The following is a 22,262-nucleotide window of genomic DNA, read 5'->3' as shown; positions in this document are numbered from 1 at the left end:
GCTCAAAACTGGGAACCCCCGTGAGGATGCCGCCATGCCGCGTAACCTCTGCCTCATCCGCCCTTGTCTGGGGCTGACCACGCGAATCGAATGCGTGGTCAGGCCGCTGGCCGGAGAGAACGGACTCTGGACCCTGCTTTGCGCCGCCGGCATGTCCGGCTCCCAGCCTTCGGCGATCAAGGCCCAGGGCCCCTTCCACGGACCGCTGGTGGCCGAAGGGGTGTTGCAGGCGATTGCCGACTGCCTGGCCCAGCAAGGCTATATCGAAGCCGTCGACCCGCCGATCTGGCGCCTGCACCTGCAGGGCGAACTGCGCCGACTCAATGGCGAACGACGGCCGCATGTCGGCGACTACCTGTTTCGCCCGGAATCCTGAGCGGCGCCTGGGCAAAGCCTGAGCAATCCGGCCAAGGCCCCGTGCCATCATCGCTGGCGGGATCCATCCCGGCTCGGTGCACATATTTATCCACAGATTTTCTGGATAAAAACCGCCGGCCGCTGCGTTATACTCGCCGCCCCATTTCCCCCTGCACATACACACAAGAGACCATGGAACGCTTTTTCGAAAACGCCATGTACGCCTCGCGCTGGCTGCTGGCTCCCATCTACATGGGCCTGTCGCTGGCGCTGCTGGCGCTGACCATCAAGTTCTTCCAGGAAATATTCCACGTCATCCCGAACATCTTCGCGATGGCCGAGGCCGACCTGATCCTGGTCCTGCTCTCGCTGATCGACATGGCTCTGGTCGGCGGCCTGCTGGTCATGGTGATGATCTCCGGCTACGAGAACTTCGTTTCGCAGCTGGACATCGACGAAGGCAAGGAAAAGCTCAACTGGCTGGGCAAGATGGATTCCGGCTCGCTGAAGAACAAGGTGGCCGCCTCCATCGTGGCGATCTCTTCGATCCACCTGTTGCGCATCTTCATGGACGCGAAGAATGTGCCGGACAACAAGCTGATGTGGTACGTGATCATCCACATGACCTTCGTGCTCTCGGCGTTCGCCATGGGCTACCTGGATAAGCAGACCCGTCACTGACGACCCTCTCCAGTGTTTCGCTCGCGCCGCCCGGCCGTTGTAAAACGGACGGGCGGCGGCGTTTCCGGCTTGCGTTGCCTGTCGCCTGGGCAAGACTTTCCTGTGATATCGGGCGGACGCCGGGAGCGGGCGTCCTTCGCATCGTCGGGGCCTGGCGGCCGGACGATGCCGGGAATCGGGCCGGCGCTGTCGGGACCGAGGCGGTTGGCGGAAACCTGGAGGCTTCCGCTGCCTGCGCAACCTCGAGAGGTTCGCGATGAACATGCAGGATCTCGCCGGCCGGGTCCAGGCCGGACATATCGACGCCTTGCACCTGGTGTCGCTGGAGGGCGGCATCTATGTCCTGGAGGCGCAGATGGGCGACCGCGCCTATCCGGTGGAGGACGATCTCGGCCAGCCGGTCAGCCTGCGCTCCGTGGAGCATGCGCGCCAGGTACTGCGCGGGCTGGACAGGGTTCCGGTGGAGTTGGTGTGCGCCGATGTCGATGACGAGATGTGTGGCCTCCTGGCCGAGTCGGGTTCGTTTATCGGCGGGCTGCCGCTGTCGATCCGCCAGGGTTGAGCACAAGCGGCTGCGCCGGTAGGGGGGAAGGGCCTTCTGTGCTAGGCTGGCCGCCCTTTTTCGACCCCACAGCGGAGCAGCGCCATGAGCGAACTCAACCTGACCACTGACGAAGCCCGTGTCAGCTACGGCATCGGCCGTCAACTGGGCGACCAACTGCGCGAGAATCCGGTTCCAGGCATGACCCTGGACGCAGTCCTGGCCGGCCTGTCCGATGCGTTCGCAGGTATCGACAGCCGGGTTTCCGGCGAGGCGCTGTCGGCCAGCTTCCAGGTGATCCGCGAACGCATGCAGGCCGAAGCCCAGGCCAAGGCCGAAGCCGCCGCTGGCGAAGGCCGCGCCTACCTGGCCGAGAACGCCAAGCGCGAAGGCGTGACCGTGCTGCCGTCGGGCCTGCAATTCGAAGTGCTGAGTACTGGCGAGGGCGCCAAGCCTTCCCGCGAGGATACCGTGCGCACCCACTACCACGGCACCCTGATCGACGGCACCGTATTCGACAGCTCCTACCAGCGCGGCCAGCCGGCCGAGTTCCCGGTGGGCGGCGTGATCGCCGGCTGGGTCGAAGCGCTGCAACTGATGAACGCCGGCTCCAAGTGGCGCCTGCACGTACCGAGCGAACTGGCCTATGGCGGCCAGGCGGTCGGCAGCATTCCTCCGCACAGCGTGCTGGTGTTCGACGTCGAACTGCTGGAAATCCTCTGAGGCGCATCGGCCCCAGGAAGGAGTGAAACGCCCCGTCGACGCATCGACGGGGCGTTTTTCATTGCGGCATCAGTAGCGGGCATCCAGCGGACGCTTGTCCTTCGGCCAGTCCTTGATCTTGTCCGGGAAGTCCGGGCGCGGCTGGTGCGAAAAGTACTCCGCGACGTCCACTGCGTCCTGGTCGCTGAGGCCGCCCTGGCCGAGCGGGAAGCGTTCCTGGAAGCCGATCGGCATGTTGTGCTTGACGAAGGCGGCAGCGGTGAAGGTCCGCGCCATGCCGGCGCCGATATTGAACGACTCGTCGCCCCACAGCGGTGGGAAGAGCATCTCGCCGGCGCTGTTCCTCAGCCCCTCGCCATTCTCGCCATGACACACCGCGCATTGTCGGGCGTAGACCTTGCGGCCGTTCTCCGGGTCGGGCTTCAGCGCCGGGTCGACCTTGCCGACGCCGCGGCCGGCGACCTTGTCCTGCGGCCGGGTGTTGTTCTTCATCCAGTCGAAGTAGGCCACCATCGCCTGCATGTCGGCAGAGTCCGGCGGCAGAGGCTTACCGTTCATCGAGCGCCGGAAGCAGCCGTTGATGCGCTCCTCCAGGCCGATGACCTTGCCCGCCCGGGGCGCGTAGCTGGGGAAGAACGCCGAGACGCCGACGAAGGGCGAGCCGTCGGCTACGGTTCCGGCGTTCAGGTGGCAACTGGTGCAGTTCAACTGGTTGCCGACGTTCGCCGGCAGCAGCTCGCGGGTCTCCAGGTGCAGGCGCATGCCGCGTACCACCTGTTCGGCGTTCGGCGCCGCGAGCATGTCCGCCAGGCGTGGAGAGACGAAGGTCGTGGCCGGGCCGTTGCCGGCCTCGATCTGCTGGCGCAGTTTCTTCACCTGGCCGGCATCGATCGACGAACCCTGGTTGCCCCAACTGCTGCGGACGAAGCTGAGGATTTCGGCGATTTCGCGGTCTTCCAGCTGGGCGAAGCCGGGCATGGTGTAGACCCGCGAGTGGGTTGCGGTCTCCGCGGTTTTCCAGCCGGTAAGGGTGATATGCAGTAGCGTGCTCGGGTTGGCCGAAGCGACCGTGGGGTTGCCGGCCAGCGGCGGGAACATACCCGGGACGCCGCTGCCGTCCTTGCGGTGGCAGTCGGAGCAGAACTGCGCGTAGCCGAGACCGCCCCGCGAGCTGTACAGGTCGACCGGTGCTGCCAGTGGGCGTTCGCTGTCGGGCATGGGCAGGTCGTCCTTGCCGGCCGGCAGGGACTTCAGGTAGCTGGCGATGGCCAGCAGATCGTCGTCGCTGAAGTGCTGGGTGCTGTGGTGGATGACATCGGTCATGCTGCCGGACACCGTGGCGAAGCGGTTCTGCCCGGTCTTCAGCAACTGCACGGTGTCCTCCACCGTCCACAGGTTGCGCAGGCTCAGCGCTTGCCATTGTTCGACGGTTTCGCCGGCGAGGTAGAACTGCCCGGAACGACCGGCTTCGCTCATGGCTTTTTCCTGGAAGGCGATGCCGCGCGGAGTATGGCAGGCGCCGCAGTGGCCGAGCCCCTGTACCAGGTAGGCGCCGCGGTTGATCGCCGGGTCCGCGTCGCTGGAGGGCGTGAACGGCGCGTCGTCGAGGAACGCCCAGTTCCACAGCGACAGGCCCCAGCGCTGGTTGAACGGCCAGCTCATCGCGCTCGGCGTATTCGCCTGGGCGACGGGTTGCACGCCGTGCATCAGGTAGGCGTACAGCGCACGCATGTCTTCTTCGCTGATCTTGGCGTAGGACGGGTAGGGCATCGCCGGATAGAGATTCACTCCCTCGGCGGTCACCCCCTTGCGCATGGCGCGGTCGAACTCTTCGAAGCTGTAGCGGCCGATGCCGGTCTCCCGGTCGGGAGTGATGTTGGTCGAGTAGATGGTACCCATTGGCGTCTTCAGCTCCAGGCCGCCGGCCATCGGCGCGCCCTGCGGGCCGGTATGGCAGGCGATGCAGTCGCCGAGCTGGGCCACGTAGCGGCCTTTTTCGATGAGCGCAGCGTCCGTGGTCGGTTCGCTGGCATGGAGCAGGGGAACGATGGAGCACAGCGCGCCGAGCAAGCCGAGGCGCGGGAAAGAAGCAGGCATTTCCTCATCCTTAGGCGTAGGCCTGGGGCGGTCCCCTCGGCCACGGTCCATTCTTTTTTTCGTTATGCGGCCGTCGACAGGACGACGGTCACGCCGCTGTTGTAACGGCTTTCAGGCGAGGTCGGCTTGATGTGGATCAGGCAGGAATCCCTATCGCGGCGAGGGGCTGCCGGCGTGCTCGGGCGAGGCGTAGCGGAAAGACCGGGACATGAGGAAAGTGACTCCGGGAAGGTCGTCCGTGACCTTCCCGGAACCGGCCGGAGGCGCCTTTGCCTCCGTTCGTGCGATCCGCCTCCCGGGCAGCGGCGCACGGATGACGCGTCCTGGCGTCATCGCAAAGGCTCAGCGCAGGGCGCGGGCGTAGCAGAAGAGGAACAGGTTGCGTACCAGCTCCTTGAGGATCAGCGGTTCGCTCGAGTTCAACTCGTGCAGGTCCAGGCCGCCCTGGTCACGCAGTTCGTCCAGCGCGTCTTCTTCCAGGACTGCGCAGATTTCCCCGGTTTCCCGGTGCAGGATCCGCAGGTAGGGGTGTGGCCGATCAAGCCAGGCATCGATCAAATAAGTCATGGCGCTCATCTCCGTGACAAGACTGTGAGATGAGAATAATTCTTATTATCGTAATAGCAAGTCTTGATCGTGCCTTTCGTCGCAAAACGAAAACGCCGCCGTGAAAACGGCGGCGTTCGTCACAAGTCGAGCCCGGTTCAGTGGGTCCGGGCGACAGCGAATTCGCTGAGTTCGACCAGGGCGGAGCGGTATTCGTTGTCCGGCAGCGTATCCAGGCAGGCGATGGCGCGGGCGGCGTAGTCGCGGGCGAGGTTGGCGGTATAGTCCAGGGCGCCGGCAGCCTCGACGGCGGCACAGACGCTCTCCAGGTCCTGGCTGCCACCTTGCTGGATGGCCTTGCGTACCAGCGCGGCCTGCTCCTCGGTGCCGTCGCGCATGGTGACGATCAGCGGCAGGGTGGGCTTGCCTTCGGCGAGGTCGTCGCCGACGTTCTTGCCGAGGGTCGCGGCGTCGCCGCGGTAGTCGAGCAGGTCGTCCACCAGTTGGAAGGCGATTCCCAGGTAGTCGCCGAAGCGGCGCAGTGCCTCGGACTGTTCCTCGCCGGCCTGGCACAGCGCGGCGGCGCTGTGGGTCGAGGCCTCGAAAAGCATCGCGGTCTTGCCGCGGATCACTTCCATGTAGGTCTCTTCGGTAGTGCTGGCGTCGCGTACCTTGGACAATTGCAGCACTTCGCCCTCGGCGATCACCCGGGTGGCCTGGGATATGATGCGCATGACCGGCATGGAACCCAGCTCGACCATCATTTCGAAGGAGCGGGCATAAAGGAAGTCGCCTACCAGCACGCTCGGCGCGTTGCCCCACAGGGCATTGGCGGTGGAGCGGCCGCGGCGCAGGCCGGAGGCGTCGACGACGTCGTCGTGCAGCAGAGTGGAGGTGTGCAGGAATTCGATGGTGGCGGCCAGCAGGCAGAGGTCGTCGCCCTTGTAGCCCAGGGTTTTGCCGGCGAGCAGGACCAGCAGCGGGCGCAGGCGCTTGCCGCCGGCGGAGATGATGTAGTCGCCGATCTTTTCCACCAGGGGAACGCGGGAGGTGAGTTGGCGACGGATGATCCCGTCGACGGCGGTGAAATCTTCCGCCACCACGCGGTAGAAGGCCTGGGGTTGCATCAGTGACAATAGCTCCACAAAGATTGCGCGGCATGCTAGGTGGCAGGGGGGGGACTGTCAAGGAAAGGCCCGTGGCACTTGCCTCGGCCTGGACCTTTCCGTACAATCGCGGGCCCTGAACTTCCTTGGCATACCCTGCCTTACGCAATTGCACGGGCGTCCGATCCGACCCCATGCAGCCATGCCGGCCGATTCCTACTTCTATAAAGCGTCGGGTGAGCAGGTTTAACGGAGATACACATGTACGCAGTGATTGTTACCGGTGGCAAGCAGCACAAAGTCACCGAAGGCGAATTCCTCAAGGTCGAGAAACTCGACGTCGCTACCGGCGAAGCGATCGATTTCGACCGCGTCCTGCTGGTTGCCAATGGCGAAGACGTGAAAATCGGCCTGCCGGTCGTCGAAGGTGCGAAGGTTACCGCTGAAGTGGTTTCCCACGGCCGTCACGACAAGGTCCGCATCATCAAGTTCCGCCGTCGTAAGCACCACATGAAGCGTCAGGGCCACCGCCAGTGGTTCACTGAAATCAAGATCACCGGCATTCAGGCCTAATTCCTTTCTGGAGGATATGACTCATGGCACACAAAAAAGCTGGCGGTTCTACCCGCAACGGCCGCGACTCAGAAAGTAAACGCCTTGGCGTGAAACTGTTCGGCGGCCAGGCTGTAAAGGCTGGCAACATCCTGGTTCGTCAGCGCGGCACCAAATTCCACGCCGGTTACGGCGTTGGCCTGGGCAAGGACCACACCCTGTTCGCGAAAGTGGACGGCGTGGTCAAGTTTGAGACCAAAGGCGCCTTTGGTCGCAAATACGTGAGCATCGTTGCTGCCTAAGCAATAGCTCGCTGAAAAAGCCCTGTCTCGCGACGGGGCTTTTTTGTTTCTGCGCCGGCTTCCGGCCATGCCCTGCTTTCGGGGCATCCTGTATCCTATGTTTTTTTCTGTTAACCCGCCCTCGTGGTGGGAGGCATATCCATGAAATTCGTCGATGAAGTATCAATCCACGTGAAAGCCGGTGACGGCGGCAATGGCCTCATGAGCTTTCGTCGCGAGAAGTTCATCGAAAAGGGCGGTCCCAACGGCGGCGACGGTGGCGACGGCGGTTCCATCTACCTGGAAGCCGACGTCAACCTGAACACCCTGGTCGACTATCGCTACACCCGCCGTTTCGATGCCCAGCGCGGCGAGAACGGCGGCAGCAAGGACTGCACCGGGGCCAAGGGCGACGACCTGATCCTGCCGGTGCCGGTCGGTACCACCGTGATCGACGCCAATACCCAGGAAATCATCGGCGACCTGACCGAGCCCGGTCAGCGGCTGATGGTCGCGCAGGGCGGCTGGCACGGCCTCGGTAACACCCGTTTCAAATCCAGTACCAATCGGGCGCCGCGCCAGACCACCCCGGGCAAGCCGGGTGAGGCGCGCGACCTCAAGCTGGAACTGAAGGTGCTGGCCGACGTCGGCCTGCTGGGACTGCCGAATGCCGGCAAGAGCACTTTCATCCGTGCAGTGTCCGCGGCCAAGCCGAAGGTGGCCGACTATCCGTTCACCACCCTGGTGCCGAACCTCGGCGTGGTCAGCGTCGGTCGCTACAAGAGCTTCGTGGTCGCCGACATTCCCGGCCTGATCGAAGGTGCCGCCGAAGGCGCCGGGCTGGGCATCCGCTTCCTCAAGCATCTGGCGCGGACCCGTATCCTCCTGCATCTGGTGGATATGGCGCCGCTGGACGAAAGCGATCCGGCCGATGCCGCCGAGGTCATCGTTCGCGAGCTGGGTCGCTTCAGTCCGGCGCTGACCGAGCGTGAGCGCTGGCTGGTGCTGAACAAGATGGACCAGATCCTCGATCCGGCCGAGCGCGAGGCGCGCAAGCAGGCGGTGATCGAGCGGTTGGGCTGGGAAGGCCCGGTCTATGTGATCTCCGCCCTGGAGCGCGATGGCACCGAGGCGCTCAGCCAGGACATCATGCGCTATCTCGACGAGCGTACCCTGCGCCTGGAAGAAGATCCGCAGTATGCCGAGGAGCTGGCCGAACTCGACCGGCGTATCGAGGACGAGGCGCGGGCCCGTCTGCAGGCGCTGGACGATGCGCGCGCGCTGCGGCGTTCGGGGCTGAAGAACGCCGGTGCGGTGGATGACGATGATTTCGATGATGAGGAAGACGACGGCGACGGTCCGGAGATCTTCTACGTTCCCTGATGGCGTGATACCCCGCCGGGCGGGCCGGCGGGGCTGAAGAGTCGAAGCCTGGGCTTCTAAGGTTGAGGGTATGCGGGACAAGGTGACTGGCGCGCGGCGCTGGGTGGTGAAGATCGGTAGCGCCCTGCTGACGGCCGATGGCCGTGGGCTGGATCGCAATGCCATGGCCGTTTGGGTCGAGCAGATGGTGGCGCTGCATTGCGCCGGCATCGAGCTGGTGCTGGTGTCGTCCGGCGCCGTCGCCGCCGGTATGAGCCGCCTGGGCTGGGTGTCCCGACCTAGCGCGATGCACGAACTCCAGGCCGCCGCCTCGGTGGGACAGATGGGGTTGGTGCAGGCCTGGGAGTCCAGCTTCGCCCTGCATGGCCTGCAGACTGCCCAGGTGTTGCTGACCCATGACGACCTCTCCGACCGCAAGCGCTACCTGAACGCCCGCAGCACCCTGCGGACCCTGGTCGAGCTGGGCGTGGTCCCGGTGATCAACGAGAACGACACGGTGGTCACCGACGAGATCCGCTTCGGCGACAACGACACCCTGGCGGCACTGGTGGCCAACCTGGTCGAGGCCGACCTGCTGGTGATCCTTACCGATCGCGACGGTATGTTCGACGCTGATCCGCGCAACAATCCCGATGCCCAACTGATCTACGAGGCGCGTGCCGACGATCCGCAGCTCGATGCGGTGGCCGGCGGCAGTGCCGGCGCCCTGGGGCGCGGCGGAATGCAGACCAAGCTGCGGGCGGCGCGCCTGGCGGCGCGTTCCGGCGGGCATACGGTGATCGTCGGTGGGCGTATCGAGCGTGTCCTCGACCGCCTGCGCGCCGGCGAACGCCTCGGCACCCTGTTGACTCCTGATCGCAGTCGCAAGGCGGCGCGCAAGCAATGGCTGGCCGGCCACTTGCAGATGCGCGGCACCCTGGTGCTGGATGATGGGGCGGTGAAGGCGGTGAGCCAGGATCACAAGAGCCTGTTGCCGGTTGGGGTCAAGGCGGTCCAGGGCAGCTTCCGTCGCGGCGAGATGGTGGTCTGTGTGGACCAGGGCGGGCGCGAAGTGGCGCGCGGCCTGGTCAACTACAGTGCGCTGGAGGCGCAGAAGATCCTCGGTCAGCCGACGGATGCCATTGAGGCCTTGCTCGGCTACGTGGATGGGCCGGAGCTGGTGCATCGCGACAATCTGGTTCTGGTCTGAGGAGAGGGCGAATGCGCAAGCTCGCGGGGTTGCTGGGTGGTCTGCTGCTGTTGCCGGCGCTTGCCGGGGCGGAGGAGATCGGCGAGGTTTCCACGGTGTTCAAGTGGGTCGGGCCGAACGACAAGATTGTCGTCGAGGCTTTCGACGATCCCAAGGTGCAGGGTGTGACCTGCTATCTGTCGCGCGCCAAGACCGGTGGGGTCAAGGGCGGCCTGGGGCTGGCGGAGGATCGCGCCGAGGCGTCGATCGCCTGTCGCCAGGTGGGGCCGATCCAGTTCAGTGGCGAACTCAAGGATGGCGAAGAGGTGTTCAAGCAGCGCACTTCGCTGGTGTTCAAAAGCATGCAGGTGGTGCGCTTCTTCGATCGCAAGCGCAATGCCTTGGTCTATCTGGTCTACAGCGACCGGGTGATCGAAGGTAGTCCGCAGAACGCGGTGACGGCGATTCCCCTCATGCCCTGGCCGACCGCTCGCTGAGGCGAGCGAGTCGCGGGCAATAAAAAACCGGCCATTGGCCGGTTTTTTATTCGAGCAAGGCGTGCCTTAGGCGGCAGCGGTGCTGAGGGCCTTGATGTGGCCGCTCAGACGGCTCTTGTGACGAGCAGCCTTGTTCTTGTGGATGATGCCTTTGTCAGCCATGCGGTCGATCACCGGTACAGCGGCGGTGAAGGCGGCCTGGGCTTTTTCCAGGTCCTTGGCGTCGATGGCTTTCACGACGTTCTTGATGTAGGTGCGCACCATGGAGCGCAGGCTGGCGTTGTGGCTGCGACGCTTCTCAGCCTGTTTGGCGCGTTTTTTGGCGGAAGGTGTGTTGGCCACCGTCGAGCTCCTCGAAAAAAACTGGGTAAATAGCGAACAAATTAAGGCCGCGAATAATGCCGTCGCCTCCAGGGGTTGTCAAGGGGCTGCGCATGCGGCCGGAAAGATCGGCGACGGATGTCGCCTGCTTTCTTGCGGGTGATTTATTCCGGCGCGCATTCTACACTCGGCGCGCCCTTGCGGACCGCCGTTCGGCGGCGAGGGCGCACTCGCGCGATGAACCGGCCCGGCCGGTCGCGGTCTTGGACAGGATCAATTTCGACATGCCGGCAGCCCGACATCCATGAATCTTCTCAAATCATTGGCGGCGGTGAGTTCCATCACCATGCTGTCGCGGGTCCTCGGCTTCGTCCGCGATACCATCCTGGCGCGGATCTTCGGTGCCGGCCTCGCCACCGACGCCTTTTTCGTCGCCTTCAAGCTGCCTAACCTGTTGCGGCGGATCTTCGCCGAGGGGGCGTTTTCCCAGGCTTTCGTGCCGATCCTGGCAGAGTACAAGAACCAGCAGGGCGAGGAGGCGACGCGGACCTTCATCGCCTACGTTTCCGGCTTGCTCACGCTGGTGCTGGCGCTGGTCACGGCGCTCGGCATCCTCGCCGCACCCTGGGTTATCTGGGTCACCGCGCCGGGCTTCGCCGATACCCCGGAAAAGTTCGCCCTGACCACCGACCTGCTGCGGGTGACCTTTCCTTATATATTGCTGATCTCGCTGTCGTCCCTCGCCGGCGCGATCCTCAACACCTGGAACCGCTTCTCGGTGCCGGCCTTCGTGCCGACCCTGCTGAACGTCGCAATGATCGGCTTCGCGCTGTTCCTCACGCCTTATTTCGATCCGCCGGTCATGGTGCTGGGCTGGGCGGTGCTGGCCGGCGGCCTGTTGCAGCTCCTCTATCAACTGCCGCACCTGAGGAAGATCGGCATGCTCGTGCTGCCGCGCCTGAACCTCAGGGACAGCGGCGTCTGGCGGGTGATGAAGCTGATGCTGCCGGCGATCCTGGGGGTCTCGGTGAGCCAGATCTCGCTGATCATCAACACCATCTTCGCCTCGTTCCTGGCAGCCGGTTCGGTGTCCTGGATGTACTACGCCGACCGCCTGATGGAGCTGCCTTCCGGCGTATTGGGCGTGGCGCTGGGGACGATCCTCCTGCCGATGCTGGCGAAGACCTATTCGAACAAGGATCGCCATGAGTACTCGCGCCTGCTCGACTGGGGCCTGCGCCTGTGCTTCCTGCTGGTGCTGCCCTGTTCGCTGGCCCTGGCGATCCTCGCCGAACCTCTGACCGTCTCGCTGTTCCAGTACGGCAAGTTCACCACGGTGGACGCGGCGATGACCCAGCGCGCGCTGGTGGCCTACTCCGTCGGCCTGCTCGGCATCATCCTGGTCAAGGTTCTGGCGCCGGGCTTCTATGCCCAGCAGAACATCCGTACGCCTGTGAAGATCGCGCTCTTCACCCTGGTTTCCACCCAACTGATGAACCTGGCCTTCATCGGCCCGCTTCAGCATGCCGGCCTGGCCCTGTCCATCGGCCTGGCCGCCTGCCTGAATGCCGGGCTGCTCTACTGGCAACTGCGCAAGCAGCGTCTGTACCTGCCGCAACCGGGCTGGGCGAAGTTCCTGGTCAAGCTGGTGGTCGCGGTGCTGGCGATGTCGGCGGTGCTGCTGGCCACGATGCACTGGCTGCCGGCCTGGGAGCAGGGCGCCATGCTGGAGCGATTCCTGCGCCTCGGCCTGCTGGTGGTTGCCGGTCTCCTGGCCTATTTCGGTATGCTCGCGCTGCTGGGTTTCCGCCTGCGCGACTTTTCCCGTCGGGCGGTGCTGTGAAGCGCGTCCGGGCTGGCGGCGGGATCATGCCGTTTTGCCTGTTGTCCGGCGCCCGGTACGCGTATAATCGACCACTTTCTGAGCAATAAGCGTGCTATGCAGCTGCTTCGCGGACTACACAACCTGCAGCCCCTGGCCGGGGGCTGCGTCGCCACCATCGGTAACTTCGACGGCGTCCACCTCGGGCACCAGGCTATCCTGGCGCGTCTGCGCGAGCGCTCGCTGGAGCTGGGCGTACCCAGCTGCGTGGTGATTTTCGAGCCGCAGCCGCGCGAGTTCTTCTCCCCCGATTCGGCGCCGGTGCGTCTGACCCGCCTGCGCGAGAAACTCGAGTTGCTGCGTGGGCAGGGCGTCGACGTGGTGCTCTGCCTGGCCTTCAACCGCCGCTTGCGCGAGCTGTCGGCAGCCGAGTTCGTCCGCCAGGTCCTGGTCGATGGACTGGCGGTGCGGCACCTGGAAGTGGGCGACGATTTCCGTTTCGGCTGCGACCGCTCCGGTGACTTCGCCTTCCTGGTGAACGCCAGTCGCGAGCAGGGGTTCACCGTCGAGGCGGCCGCCACCGTCGAACTGGACGGCGTGCGGGTGAGCAGCACGCGGGTCCGCCAGGCCCTGGCCGAGGGCGACCTGCATCTCGCCGAGCGCCTTCTGGGGCGTCCCTTCAGCCTGAGCGGACGGGTCCTGCATGGACAGAAACTCGGCCGGCAACTGGGCTCGCCCACGGCCAACATTCAACTGAAACGGCGCAAGGCGCCGTTGAACGGGGTCTACCTGGTCAGTACGCTGGTCGATGGCCAGCGTTGCCAGGGGGTGGCGAACATCGGCACCCGCCCTTCGGTGAACGGCGACGGCCGTCCCCATCTGGAAGTGCACCTGTTCGATTTCGCCGGCGATCTATACGGCCGGCATCTGCAGGTGACCTTCCACCAGAAGCTGCGCGACGAGCAGCGTTTTGCCTCCCTGGAGGCACTCAAGGCGGCGATTCTCGCGGATATCGCCGCCGCCCGGGCCTACTGGCTGGGCCAACCGCTTGATTGAAGAGATCCTGAACAGGCCCTGAGATGACCGACTACAAAGCGACGCTAAACCTTCCGGAAACCGCCTTCCCAATGAAAGCCGGCCTGCCCCAGCGCGAGCCGGAAACCCTGAAGTTCTGGAACGACATCGGTCTGTACCAGAAGCTGCGGGCCATTGGCGGCGACCGTCCGAAGTTCGTCCTGCACGATGGCCCTCCGTACGCCAACGGCAGCATTCACATCGGTCACGCGGTCAACAAGATTCTCAAGGACATCATTGTCCGCTCCAAGACCCTGGCGGGCTACGACGCGCCCTATGTGCCGGGCTGGGATTGCCACGGCCTGCCCATCGAGCACAAGGTCGAGACCACCCACGGCAAGAATCTTCCGGCGGACAAGACCCGCGAACTGTGCCGCGAATACGCGGCCGAGCAGATCGAAGGGCAGAGGGCCGACTTCATCCGCCTGGGCGTGCTCGGCGAGTGGGACAACCCCTACAAGACCATGAATTTCGCCAACGAGGCGAACGAAATCCGCGCCCTCGCGGAAATGGTCAAGCAGGACTTCGTGTTCAAGGGCCTGAAGCCGGTCAACTGGTGCTTCGACTGTGGTTCGGCGCTGGCCGAGGCCGAGGTCGAGTACGCCGACAAGAAGTCGCCGACCATCGACGTCGGCTTCCCGGTGGCGGATGCCGACAAGCTGGCCGCGGCCTTCGGCCTGGCGGCCCTGGACAAGCCGGCGCAGATCGTCATCTGGACCACCACGCCCTGGACCATCCCGGCCAACCAGGCGCTGAACGTGCATCCGGAGATCGACTACGCGCTGGTCGATGCCGGCGATCGCTACCTGGTGCTGGCCGAGGCCCTGGTCGAGTCCTGCCTGGCGCGCTACCAGCGCGAGGGCAAGGTGGTCGCCACCGCCAAGGGCGAGGCGCTGGAACTGATCAACTTCCGCCATCCGTTCTACGAGCGCCTGTCGCCGGTCTACCTGGCCGACTACGTGGCCCTCGATGCCGGCACCGGTATCGTCCACTCGTCGCCGGCCTACGGCGAAGACGACTTCTATACCTGCAAGCGCTACGGGATGAGCAACGACGACATCCTCAGCCCGGTGCAGAGCAACGGCGTCTACGTCGACTCGTTGCCGTTCTTCGGCGGCCAGTTCATCTGGAAGGCCAACCCCAACGTGGTGGCCAAGCTGGAAGAGGTCGGTAGCCTGCTGGCCCACGAAACCATCAATCACAGCTACATGCACTGCTGGCGGCACAAGACGCCGCTGATCTATCGCGCCACCGCGCAGTGGTTCGTCGGCATGGACAAGCAGCCCAGGCAGGGTGCTTCCCTGCGCGAGCGAGCGCTGGAAGCCATCACCCAGACCGAATTTGTCCCGGGCTGGGGCCAGGCGCGCCTGCACGGAATGATCGCCGGGCGTCCCGACTGGTGCATCTCGCGCCAGCGCAACTGGGGCGTACCGATCCCGTTCTTCCTGCACAAGGCCAGCGGCGAACTGCATCCACGCACCGTCGAGCTGATGGAAGAGGTCGCGCAGCGAGTCGAGAAGGAAGGCATCGAAGCCTGGTTCAAGCTCGACGCCGCCGAGTTGCTCGGCGAGGAGGCCGCGCAGTACGACAAGATCAACGACACCCTGGACGTCTGGTTCGACTCCGGCACCACCCACTGGCACGTGCTGCGTGGTTCCCACCGGATCGGCCATGCCAGCGGCCCGGTCGCCGATCTCTACCTGGAAGGTTCCGACCAGCACCGCGGCTGGTTCCACTCCTCGCTGCTGACCGGCTGCGCGATCGACAACCATGCGCCGTACCGCCAGTTGCTGACCCACGGTTTCACCGTCGACGAGTCCGGCCGCAAGATGTCCAAGTCACTGGGCAATACCGTGGTGCCGCAGACCGTCATCGATACCCTGGGCGCCGACATCCTGCGCCTGTGGGTAGCCTCGACCGATTACTCGGGCGAGATCGCGGTATCCCAGCAGATTCTCCAGCGCAGCGCCGATGCCTACCGGCGGATCCGCAATACCACGCGCTTCCTGCTGTCCAACCTGAACGGTTTCGATCCGGCCACGGATCTGCTGCCGCCCCAGGAAATGCTGGCCCTGGATCGCTGGGCGGTCGATCGCGCCCTGCTCTTGCAGCGCGAGATCGAAGAGGCGTATCGCGAGTACCGCTTCTGGAACGTCTATTCCAAGGTGCACAACTTCTGCGTACAGGAGCTGGGCGGGTTCTACCTGGACATCATCAAGGACCGCCAGTACACCACCGGCGCCAACAGCGTCGCCCGGCGCTCCTGCCAGACCGCACTGTTCCACATCGCCGAGGCCCTCGTGCGCTGGATCGCCCCGATCCTGGCGTTCACCGCCGAGGAAGTCTGGAAGTTCCTGCCCGGCGAGCGCGCCGAGTCGGTAATGCTCGCCACCTGGTACGACGGCCTCAGCGAATTGCCGGCCGACGTGACGTTGAATCGCCAGTACTGGGAGCAGGTCATGGCGGTGAAGGCCGCGGTCAACAAGGAGCTGGAGAACCAGCGCGCGGCCAAGGCCGTGGGCGGCAACCTGCAGGCCGAGGTCACCCTGTATGCGGAAGACGCGCTGCAGGCCCAATTGGCCAAGCTGGGCAACGAGCTACGCTTCGTCCTGATCACCTCGACCGCGACCCTGGCGCCGCTGTCGGCGGCTCCGGCCGACGCGGTGGACAGCGAAGTCGCCGGCCTCAAGCTGAAAGTGGTCAAGTCGACCCACGCCAAGTGCGGTCGTTGCTGGCACCATCGCGAGGACGTCGGTCAGCACGCTGCGCATCCTGACCTGTGTGGTCGCTGCATCGAGAACATCGAAGGCAGCGGCGAGGTTCGCCACTATGCCTGAGGTCGATCGTTTCGGGCGCTTGCCCTGGCTGTGGATCACCGTGCTGGTGTTCGTCCTCGACCAGCTCAGCAAGGCGTTCTTCCAGGCCGAACTGAGCATGTACCAGCAGATCGTGGTGATCCCCGATCTGTTCAGTTGGACCCTGGCCTACAACACCGGTGCTGCCTTCAGCTTCCTGGCCGACAGCTCGGGCTGGCAGCGCTGGCTGTTCGCCCTGATCGCCATCGTCGTCAGCGCGATCCTGGTGGTCTGGCTGAAACGCCTGAAGAAAGGCGAGACCTGGTTGGCCATCGCCCTGGCGCTGGTGCTCGGTGGCGCCCTGGGCAACCTCTACGACCGCATGGTTCTTGGCCACGTGGTGGACTTCATCCTGGTGCACTGGCAGAACCGCTGGTACTTCCCGGCGTTCAACCTGGCCGATAGCGCCATCACCGTCGGCGCCGTCATGCTGGCGCTCGACATGTTCAGATCAAAGAAATCCGGAGAAGCCGCCCATGGCTGAGTCGACCCGCATTGGCCAGGAGAGCCGCGTCACCCTGCATTTCGCCCTCAAGCTGGAGGACGGCAACGTCGTCGACAGCACCTTCGACAAGCAGCCGGCCTCGTTCAAGGTCGGCGACGGCAACCTGCTGCCGGGCTTCGAACAGGCGCTGTTCGGCTTGAAGGCTGGCGACAAGCGCACCCTGAGCATTCTTCCCGAACAGGGCTTCGGCCAGCCGAATCCGCAGAACGTGCAGATCATGCCGCGCGACCAGTTCCAGGACATGGAGCTGGCCGAGGGCCTGCTGGTGATCTTCAACGACGCGGCCAAGACTGAACTGCCGGGCGTGGTCAAGGCGTTCGATGAGCAGCAGGTGACCGTCGACTTCAATCATCCGCTGGCCGGCAAGACCCTGGCCTTCGAAGTCGAGATCATCGACGTCCAGCCGGCCTGAACCGTCGGTCGCTGCGCCCTTCCCAAGCGGGGAGGGCGGTAGCAAGGTTCATTCGTCCAATCACCGCGTCGCCCACGAGACCGCCATGCAAATCAAACTCGCCAATCCCCGCGGCTTCTGCGCCGGCGTGGATCGCGCCATCGAGATCGTCAACCGTGCCCTCGATGTCTTCGGCCCGCCGATCTACGTGCGTCACGAGGTGGTGCACAACAAGTTCGTCGTGGACAACCTGCGCCAGCGCGGCGCCATCTTCGTCGAGGAACTCGATCAGGTGCCGGACAACGTCATCGTCATCTTCAGCGCCCACGGCGTTTCCCAGGCGGTCCGCAAGGAAGCCGAGGGGCGCGGCCTGAAGGTTTTCGACGCGACCTGCCCGCTGGTGACCAAGGTGCACATGGAAGTGGTGCGCTACAGCCGCGACGGCCACGAATGCGTGCTGATCGGGCATGAAGGCCACCCCGAGGTGGAAGGCACCATGGGCCAGTACGATGCCAGCAACGGCGGTGCCATCTACCTGGTGGAGGACGAGGCCGACGTCGCCGCGCTGGAGGTGCGCAAGCCCGAAGCCCTGCACTACGTGACCCAGACCACCCTGTCGATGGACGACACCTCGAAGGTCATCGATGCCCTGCGCGCCAAGTTCCCGCAGATCCAGGGGCCGCGCAAGAACGACATCTGCTATGCCACCCAGAACCGCCAGGATGCCGTGAAGGAACTGGCCGACCAGTGCGACATGGTCCTGGTGGTGGGCAGCCCCAACAGTTCCAACTCCAACCGCCTGCGCGAACTCGCCGAGCGGATGGGCACGCCGGCCTACCTGATCGACGGTGCCGAGGACATGCAACGCGGCTGGTTCGACGGTGTGCGTCGCATCGGAATCACCGCAGGCGCCTCCGCGCCGGAAGTGCTGGTGCGCGGCGTGATCGCCCAGCTACGCGAGTGGGGGGCGTCGGAGGAACAGGAACTGGACGGGCGAGAGGAGAACATTACCTTCTCGATGCCCAAGGAACTGCGGGTCAAGGCTTTGTGAACCGTGCGCAATGAAAGAGCCCCTCTCGTAGAGGGGCTCTTTCGTTTCAGCGCCAGCAGTCGTTGACGGTGCTGTTGTTGCCGGTCTTGCCGGCTGCGCCGCGTTCGCCGAGCTGATTGAGGGTCAGCTTGCCGCAGGTCTTGTCGCGGGTCTGCGAGTTGATCGGCGTGGCGGTCAGGGTATAGGTGGTGCTGGTGGGCGTCGCTATGGTGAGGTTGTACAGGTTGTTCGGCGAGTTGGCCGAACTCATGCCCAGTTTGGCCACGTCCTTGGTGTAGCCGACCCCGGGGTTCTGCGAGTAGTAGCGTTCCTGGCGCGCGGCCGCGTCCGAGAGCAGGGCCTGGCCCTCGGTGCGGTTGGAGCGGATCACGTAGTTCTGGTAACTGGGAATGGCGATGCCGAGGAGGATGCCGATCACCGCCACTACCACCACCATTTCCAGCAGCGTGAAGCCCTTCTGTCTTGTCCTCATCGGGGCTGTTCCTCCCCGTCCTGGCGGGGCTGTTCTTTCTCGATCATCTCGGCCAGCTCCTGTTCGCTCATCTGTTTGTGAATGTAGATATCGGTGATGGTGGACCACGGCTGGCTGACGGTGCCAGAGTAGGACACCACGGAGCCCGGCTTGACCTGGAACAGGCTGGGCATGCCGTTCCTGACGGTGCTGTTGGGCAGGCGATAGAGCCGGTGGTCGATGTCCACCAGGTTCTTCTCGACCTGGACTTCGAAGACCACGCCAGCGCCTTCGAAGGTCTGGGGCTCTTCGGCCCAGCAGAGTCCGGGAACGGCCAGGGCCAGCAGCATAGGCAGCACTTTCATATCAGTTCTTTCCTTCGATGGGTCGCCAGTTCTGGCGGCCACGGGTGTTCGGACCGGGGTTCACGGTCAGGCATTCGCCCGAGGAGCAGACCTCCGGATTGCCCTGTTCGTTGGTGCTCAGCGTCAAGCCTCCCAGGCCTTTCTGCTCGGTACCGGATACCGCGACGTTCTGCTTGTTGTAGCTGTAGTCGGATTTCGAGTCCACGACGCCCTGGCGTGCCAGGTCGAACACGGTGAAGCTGGTGCGACCGCCGGTATAGGGATCGAGGCCATAGGTCCAGTTGCTGGCGCCGTCGGCACAGGGGTCATCGTTCGGGGTGATGGTTTGCAGCAGCACCACCTGGCCGATGGCGATCATGTCCTCGATCAGCATCTCGCCCTTCAGGGTGCCGTTGACCATGAAGTCCAGATACCAGCCGGACTGCTTGGTGCTGCCGTCATTGTTCAGCCAGTTGACCGGGTTCTGACTGGCGATGCGAATGGTGCGAGCGGTCGAGGCGAAGGTCGAGTCGGCCTGCAGGTCCAGGGTCTGCTGCTGCAGGTTGCCGCGCGTCAGTCGGGGTGTGCTGCCCGCGGCTTCGCCCTTGGTCTGCTGGTCCCAGATGCCGTAGAGCGTCTGGACGCGGCTGGTATCGGCCCGGGCGTCGGCGTTCTCGAAATACTTGCCGGTGCCGAAGATCACGATGTAGCCCTTGCGTGTCGGATGGCGAACCAGCGAGGGCGCGGCGGTGATCGCCTGCGCCGCGCCGGCGGAGTCGACCGCCGAATAGAGCGGTTGGCCACCGAAAGACACCCTGAAGCTCGAGGCTACCGCCGGGCCGTCGTTGGCTCGGCTGAACGGATCGTCCTGGTTGACCTTGCCGGCGATCAGGTCGAAGCGCCAGAGATTGCCTTGCAGGTCGCCGGCGTAGGCGTAGTCGGCTACGCCGTCGCTGTTATTGTCTGCCAGGCGAGGGCTGGATAGACCGTTGGGTACGCCGGTCCTGCCGGTGACTTCCAGTTTGCGGGTGATGGCCCCGGTCTCCAGGTCGATGATCAGCAGCGCGGCCTTGTCGTTCAGGCTGGAATAACCGTTTCCGGTAACCACGGCCCACTTGCCGTTGTGCAGCCGGGCGACCGTGGGTTTGGGGAAGCTGTAGCCCAGGTCGGGCTCCTGGTCCACGCCGATTTCCCAGAGCAGCTTGATGTTGGCGGGGTCGGTCACGTCGAGGGCGAACAGGCCCTTGCCGCCGGCACGCAGGCTGCCGATCAGCACGGTATGCCAGGCGCCGCCGAAGAAGGCGTCGGCGACCACCGGCGAACCGTCGACATAGAACTGGTGGGCGCCGCCCTGGTAGCCGCGGGCGGTCAACTTGTGGAGCTTCTCGAAGACCGCGCTTGGGATGAAGGCGAAGGTCTCGTTACCGTCGGTATCGAAACCGTGCAGCATGCCGTCGTTGGCGCCGACGTATACCCGCGGGGCACGGGTTTTCTGTGCTTCTGCGAACGTGGAGTAGTTGCCGCTGGGCTCGATCGGCTGGGCCAGGTAGGTCAGGTACTGGGCCTTGCCGACCGTCGCCGGCGAGGAGTTGATGATATCGCCGAGGATCGAGTTGCGGGTGCGGAAGTTGTCGCTGTTCTCCTTGCTGCGATCGCCGCGCAGGAAGGCCACGCGGTCCTGGCCCTTGGTGTCGGCGACATCGTTGCGGTCCGGATCGCGGTTCAACTGCCGCTTCTGGTCGGCGCTGAGGCTGCCCCAGGTGAACTCCTTGAGGCCCGAGGTACCGGATCCGGCCATCATGATCTTGCGGCCAGCTCCACCGTTGGGCATCGCGTCGAGGATGCTCTGCGCGCTCCACAGCTTGGTCTGCACGGTGGCCTTGTCCTGGGTGGTCAGGCTGTAGCGGGTCAGGTCGCCAGCCCAGTTCTTGTCGCTGGCGAAGCTGGTCTGGTAGGCGAAGCGGGTCAGCTTGTCGCCAGTGTCGTCTTCCTGCAGGGACGAGCTGATGGCGGGGCGGGATGCCGGCAGGTCCTTGCCCGAAATTCGGTTGAGGATGTCCTGGAAGGCCGCGACCAGTTGGTCCGGCGAGTCGGCGCTGAAGAACTCGCCCCGGGAGTTCACTGCGGCGTGCCACAGATCGTAGACGTTGTTGGGGTCGTTGTTCGACGCGCGGGGCCAGCTCAGGTTGCCAGCCACGATATCGTTGTAGCCACCGGAAAAGGTGGAGCCTTCCCATCTCGGACTGGTGAGGCTGGTGGTCAGGCCCAGGCCCAGGGTGTAGGTCACCATGTGTTGCCAGGTCGCCGGATCGTTGCGCGGATTCCAGTACTCCGCCGAGGGATTGGCCTGGTCCGGGTAGGGAATGTACGGCTTGATGTTGTCGTCGATATCCGGCCGGGCATCGGTGGCCCAGTAATGGAAGGCCTGGTCGGCCAGGGTATTGGACGTACCGTCCCTGTAGGGTGTCTGGCTGCTATAGCTCTTCCCATCGGGGAGGTTACGAGCGGTGCTGTCGGCATTGCCTACGCTGGCCGAGTCGTTGTTCCAGAGACCGTCGGTCATCAGGATATGATAGCTGCCCCGGCAGCTGTACTCGGGCGCGGTCTGAGTCCCTGGGCGATAAGCATAGGGACCGTTGACGCCAGTCTTCTTGAGAAATTCGCCTGCCCGGGTCATCGCCTGGCGCAGTGGCGTACCACCATTGACCGAAAGATTTTCCAGCCAGTTGAAGAAGTTCACCCGATGTTGACCAGTGAAGTCTCTCAGGTAGTTGTTGTAGCAGTTGCTGGAACCGCTGCCGATCTGGCAGTAGGAGTTGTTCAGCAACTGCCAACTGATCCGCGCATTTTCCGGCAGACTATAAAAGGCTAGGTTGGCGGCGGTCTGGGTAGCCAGGGCGCGGGTACGGTAGAAGGAATACCAGTTGGCAAAGTTCTGTTGCTGGTCTGCTCCGACAATATCTACACGCTTGTAACAGGATTCGTTGGTCGAGGAGCAACCGGAGCCCGAGTATTGGTAGTAGAACGCGAGTCGAGAGCTGTGCATGCTGGACTCGCTGCCCGCACTCGAGCCACCACTGTAGGAAATAGTTGGCCGGTAGTAGCGGGACAGATCCACTTGGCCCTGTTGGGTGAATCCATTGCGCCACGCTGCGGTGAAACTCGGCTTCGGATAGTCTTGGACCTGAATCTGGCCGTTGGAGAGGGTTACTTTCTTCGGCAGTTTGTACCGCGTATTCGGGTCGTAGTACATCGGGTTGAAGCTGTTCGACGCGAAGAACGTATCGTTCCCATATCTGGAAATGCTGTCTGGCGCATAGGCGAACGCCATACTGCCCGAGTCGTCGAGAGTCACCAGCATGTTCGGGGCGACGCCCTGAATCAGCATCAGCGGCTGCTGGCTGACCGACAGGGCGGCGGCGTGGGTGGTCTGGGCGGAGAGCAGGACGGCGCCGCTGAGCGCGGCTGCCAGCGAGGTCTTGCCGATCTGGTGGAGTGCCGATTTCATGCGAGGCT

At 64.3% G+C, this 22,262-nt stretch carries 22 protein-coding genes; 15 read left to right on the top strand and 7 right to left on the bottom strand.

Translation table 11 applies throughout. The features are described 5' to 3' along the window. Positions 1-34: 34 nt before the first annotated feature. From HMPREF2914_RS17095 to HMPREF2914_RS17080, 4 genes are all read left to right on the top strand, one after another. On the top strand, positions 35-376 hold the full coding sequence (locus HMPREF2914_RS17095; protein ID WP_003094775.1) for a PA4575 family protein: 342 nt from the start codon (positions 35-37) through the stop codon (positions 374-376). 173 nt (positions 377-549) lie between these two features. Further along, complete coding sequence (locus HMPREF2914_RS17090; RefSeq protein ID WP_003111135.1) at positions 550-1,038, top strand: TIGR00645 family protein; 489 nt, start codon at positions 550-552, stop codon at positions 1,036-1,038. A 256-nt stretch (positions 1,039-1,294) separates the two neighbouring features. Then, on the top strand, positions 1,295-1,600 hold the full coding sequence (locus HMPREF2914_RS17085) for a DUF6482 family protein (RefSeq protein WP_003105116.1): 306 nt from the start codon (positions 1,295-1,297) through the stop codon (positions 1,598-1,600). 84 nt (positions 1,601-1,684) lie between these two features. Continuing rightward, entirely contained in the window at positions 1,685-2,302 is a 618-nt protein-coding gene (locus HMPREF2914_RS17080; RefSeq protein WP_003094769.1) for a BamJ family beta-barrel-assembly machinery protein, read from the top strand. A gap of 69 nt (positions 2,303-2,371) precedes the next feature. On the opposite strand, the gene HMPREF2914_RS17075 is transcribed toward HMPREF2914_RS17080, so the two are convergent. The 3 genes from HMPREF2914_RS17075 to HMPREF2914_RS17065 all read right to left on the bottom strand — a co-directional run bounded on the left by HMPREF2914_RS17075 (position 2,372) and on the right by HMPREF2914_RS17065 (position 6,072). Then, on the bottom strand, positions 2,372-4,399 hold the full coding sequence (locus tag HMPREF2914_RS17075; protein WP_023092938.1) for a c-type cytochrome: 2,028 nt from the start codon (positions 4,397-4,399) through the stop codon (positions 2,372-2,374). A gap of 342 nt (positions 4,400-4,741) precedes the next feature. Further along, a complete protein-coding gene (locus HMPREF2914_RS17070) occupies positions 4,742-4,966 on the bottom strand; it encodes a PA4570 family protein (RefSeq protein WP_003094765.1) in 225 nt (74 codons plus the stop codon). Positions 4,967-5,103: 137 nt separating this feature from the next. Beyond that, the gene (locus HMPREF2914_RS17065) at positions 5,104-6,072 is read right to left on the bottom strand and encodes a polyprenyl synthetase family protein (protein ID WP_003094763.1); all 969 of its coding nucleotides are present in this window, start codon (positions 6,070-6,072) and stop codon (positions 5,104-5,106) included. Positions 6,073-6,312: 240 nt separating this feature from the next. Between HMPREF2914_RS17065 and rplU the strand changes: the two genes are divergently transcribed. The 5 genes from rplU to HMPREF2914_RS17040 all read left to right on the top strand — a co-directional run bounded on the left by rplU (position 6,313) and on the right by HMPREF2914_RS17040 (position 9,932). Next, positions 6,313-6,624, top strand: coding sequence for a 50S ribosomal protein L21 (rplU, locus tag HMPREF2914_RS17060; RefSeq protein ID WP_003094761.1), 312 nt, complete (start codon positions 6,313-6,315; stop codon positions 6,622-6,624). Positions 6,625-6,647: 23 nt separating this feature from the next. Further along, positions 6,648-6,905: a 50S ribosomal protein L27 gene (gene rpmA, locus HMPREF2914_RS17055; protein ID WP_003094760.1), complete on the top strand. Its 258-nt coding sequence runs from the start codon at positions 6,648-6,650 to the stop codon at positions 6,903-6,905. Positions 6,906-7,046: 141 nt separating this feature from the next. After that, complete coding sequence (gene cgtA, locus HMPREF2914_RS17050) at positions 7,047-8,267, top strand: Obg family GTPase CgtA (RefSeq protein ID WP_003094758.1); 1,221 nt, start codon at positions 7,047-7,049, stop codon at positions 8,265-8,267. 70 nt (positions 8,268-8,337) lie between these two features. Then, complete coding sequence (proB, locus tag HMPREF2914_RS17045; protein ID WP_003094756.1) at positions 8,338-9,456, top strand: glutamate 5-kinase; 1,119 nt, start codon at positions 8,338-8,340, stop codon at positions 9,454-9,456. An 11-nt stretch (positions 9,457-9,467) separates the two neighbouring features. Further along, positions 9,468-9,932, top strand: coding sequence for a CreA family protein (locus HMPREF2914_RS17040; protein ID WP_003094746.1), 465 nt, complete (start codon positions 9,468-9,470; stop codon positions 9,930-9,932). 66 nt (positions 9,933-9,998) lie between these two features. On the opposite strand, the gene rpsT is transcribed toward HMPREF2914_RS17040, so the two are convergent. Continuing rightward, the gene (rpsT, locus tag HMPREF2914_RS17035) at positions 9,999-10,274 is read right to left on the bottom strand and encodes a 30S ribosomal protein S20 (protein WP_003094744.1); all 276 of its coding nucleotides are present in this window, start codon (positions 10,272-10,274) and stop codon (positions 9,999-10,001) included. Positions 10,275-10,557: 283 nt separating this feature from the next. On the opposite strand from rpsT, the gene murJ reads away from it, so the two are divergent. The 6 genes from murJ (at position 10,558) to ispH (ending at position 17,951) form a co-directional block, all read left to right on the top strand. Next, complete coding sequence (murJ, locus tag HMPREF2914_RS17030; RefSeq protein ID WP_003102622.1) at positions 10,558-12,096, top strand: murein biosynthesis integral membrane protein MurJ; 1,539 nt, start codon at positions 10,558-10,560, stop codon at positions 12,094-12,096. A gap of 96 nt (positions 12,097-12,192) precedes the next feature. After that, complete coding sequence (gene ribF / locus HMPREF2914_RS17025) at positions 12,193-13,131, top strand: bifunctional riboflavin kinase/FAD synthetase (protein WP_023092937.1); 939 nt, start codon at positions 12,193-12,195, stop codon at positions 13,129-13,131. Between the two features lie 23 nt (positions 13,132-13,154). Further along, on the top strand, positions 13,155-15,986 hold the full coding sequence (gene ileS / locus HMPREF2914_RS17020) for an isoleucine--tRNA ligase (protein WP_023092936.1): 2,832 nt from the start codon (positions 13,155-13,157) through the stop codon (positions 15,984-15,986). Next, positions 15,979-16,488, top strand: a complete 510-nt coding sequence (gene lspA / locus HMPREF2914_RS17015) for a signal peptidase II (protein WP_003094728.1) — start codon at positions 15,979-15,981, stop codon at positions 16,486-16,488. Before ileS ends, lspA begins: the two co-directional genes overlap by 8 nt. Next, positions 16,481-16,921 carry an FKBP-type peptidyl-prolyl cis-trans isomerase gene (gene fkpB / locus HMPREF2914_RS17010; protein ID WP_003102613.1) on the top strand — a complete coding sequence of 147 codons (441 nt, stop codon included), beginning with the start codon at positions 16,481-16,483 and terminating at the stop codon, positions 16,919-16,921. The genes lspA and fkpB overlap by 8 nt, the downstream gene beginning before the upstream one ends. Positions 16,922-17,006: 85 nt before the next feature. Next, positions 17,007-17,951: a 4-hydroxy-3-methylbut-2-enyl diphosphate reductase gene (ispH, locus tag HMPREF2914_RS17005; protein WP_003134939.1), complete on the top strand. Its 945-nt coding sequence runs from the start codon at positions 17,007-17,009 to the stop codon at positions 17,949-17,951. 46 nt (positions 17,952-17,997) lie between these two features. On the opposite strand, the gene pilE is transcribed toward ispH, so the two are convergent. From pilE to pilY1, 3 genes are read right to left on the bottom strand one after another with little or no spacing between them, the layout of a single operon-like run. Further along, complete coding sequence (gene pilE, locus HMPREF2914_RS17000) at positions 17,998-18,423, bottom strand: type 4a pilus minor pilin PilE (RefSeq protein ID WP_003094721.1); 426 nt, start codon at positions 18,421-18,423, stop codon at positions 17,998-18,000. Continuing rightward, complete coding sequence (gene pilY2, locus HMPREF2914_RS16995) at positions 18,420-18,767, bottom strand: type 4a fimbrial biogenesis protein PilY2 (protein ID WP_003094713.1); 348 nt, start codon at positions 18,765-18,767, stop codon at positions 18,420-18,422. The genes pilE and pilY2 overlap by 4 nt, the downstream gene beginning before the upstream one ends. A 1-nt stretch (position 18,768) precedes the next feature. Continuing rightward, a complete protein-coding gene (gene pilY1 / locus HMPREF2914_RS16990) occupies positions 18,769-22,254 on the bottom strand; it encodes a type 4a pilus biogenesis protein PilY1 (protein WP_070702835.1) in 3,486 nt (1,161 codons plus the stop codon). Positions 22,255-22,262 lie beyond the last annotated feature (8 nt).

This window comes from Pseudomonas sp. HMSC067G02, assembly GCF_001813485.1.
In the GTDB taxonomy this organism is placed as follows: domain Bacteria; phylum Pseudomonadota; class Gammaproteobacteria; order Pseudomonadales; family Pseudomonadaceae; genus Pseudomonas; species Pseudomonas aeruginosa.
Note: the sequence above shows the minus strand (reverse complement) of the source record. Positions and strands in the feature narration are given on the sequence as shown.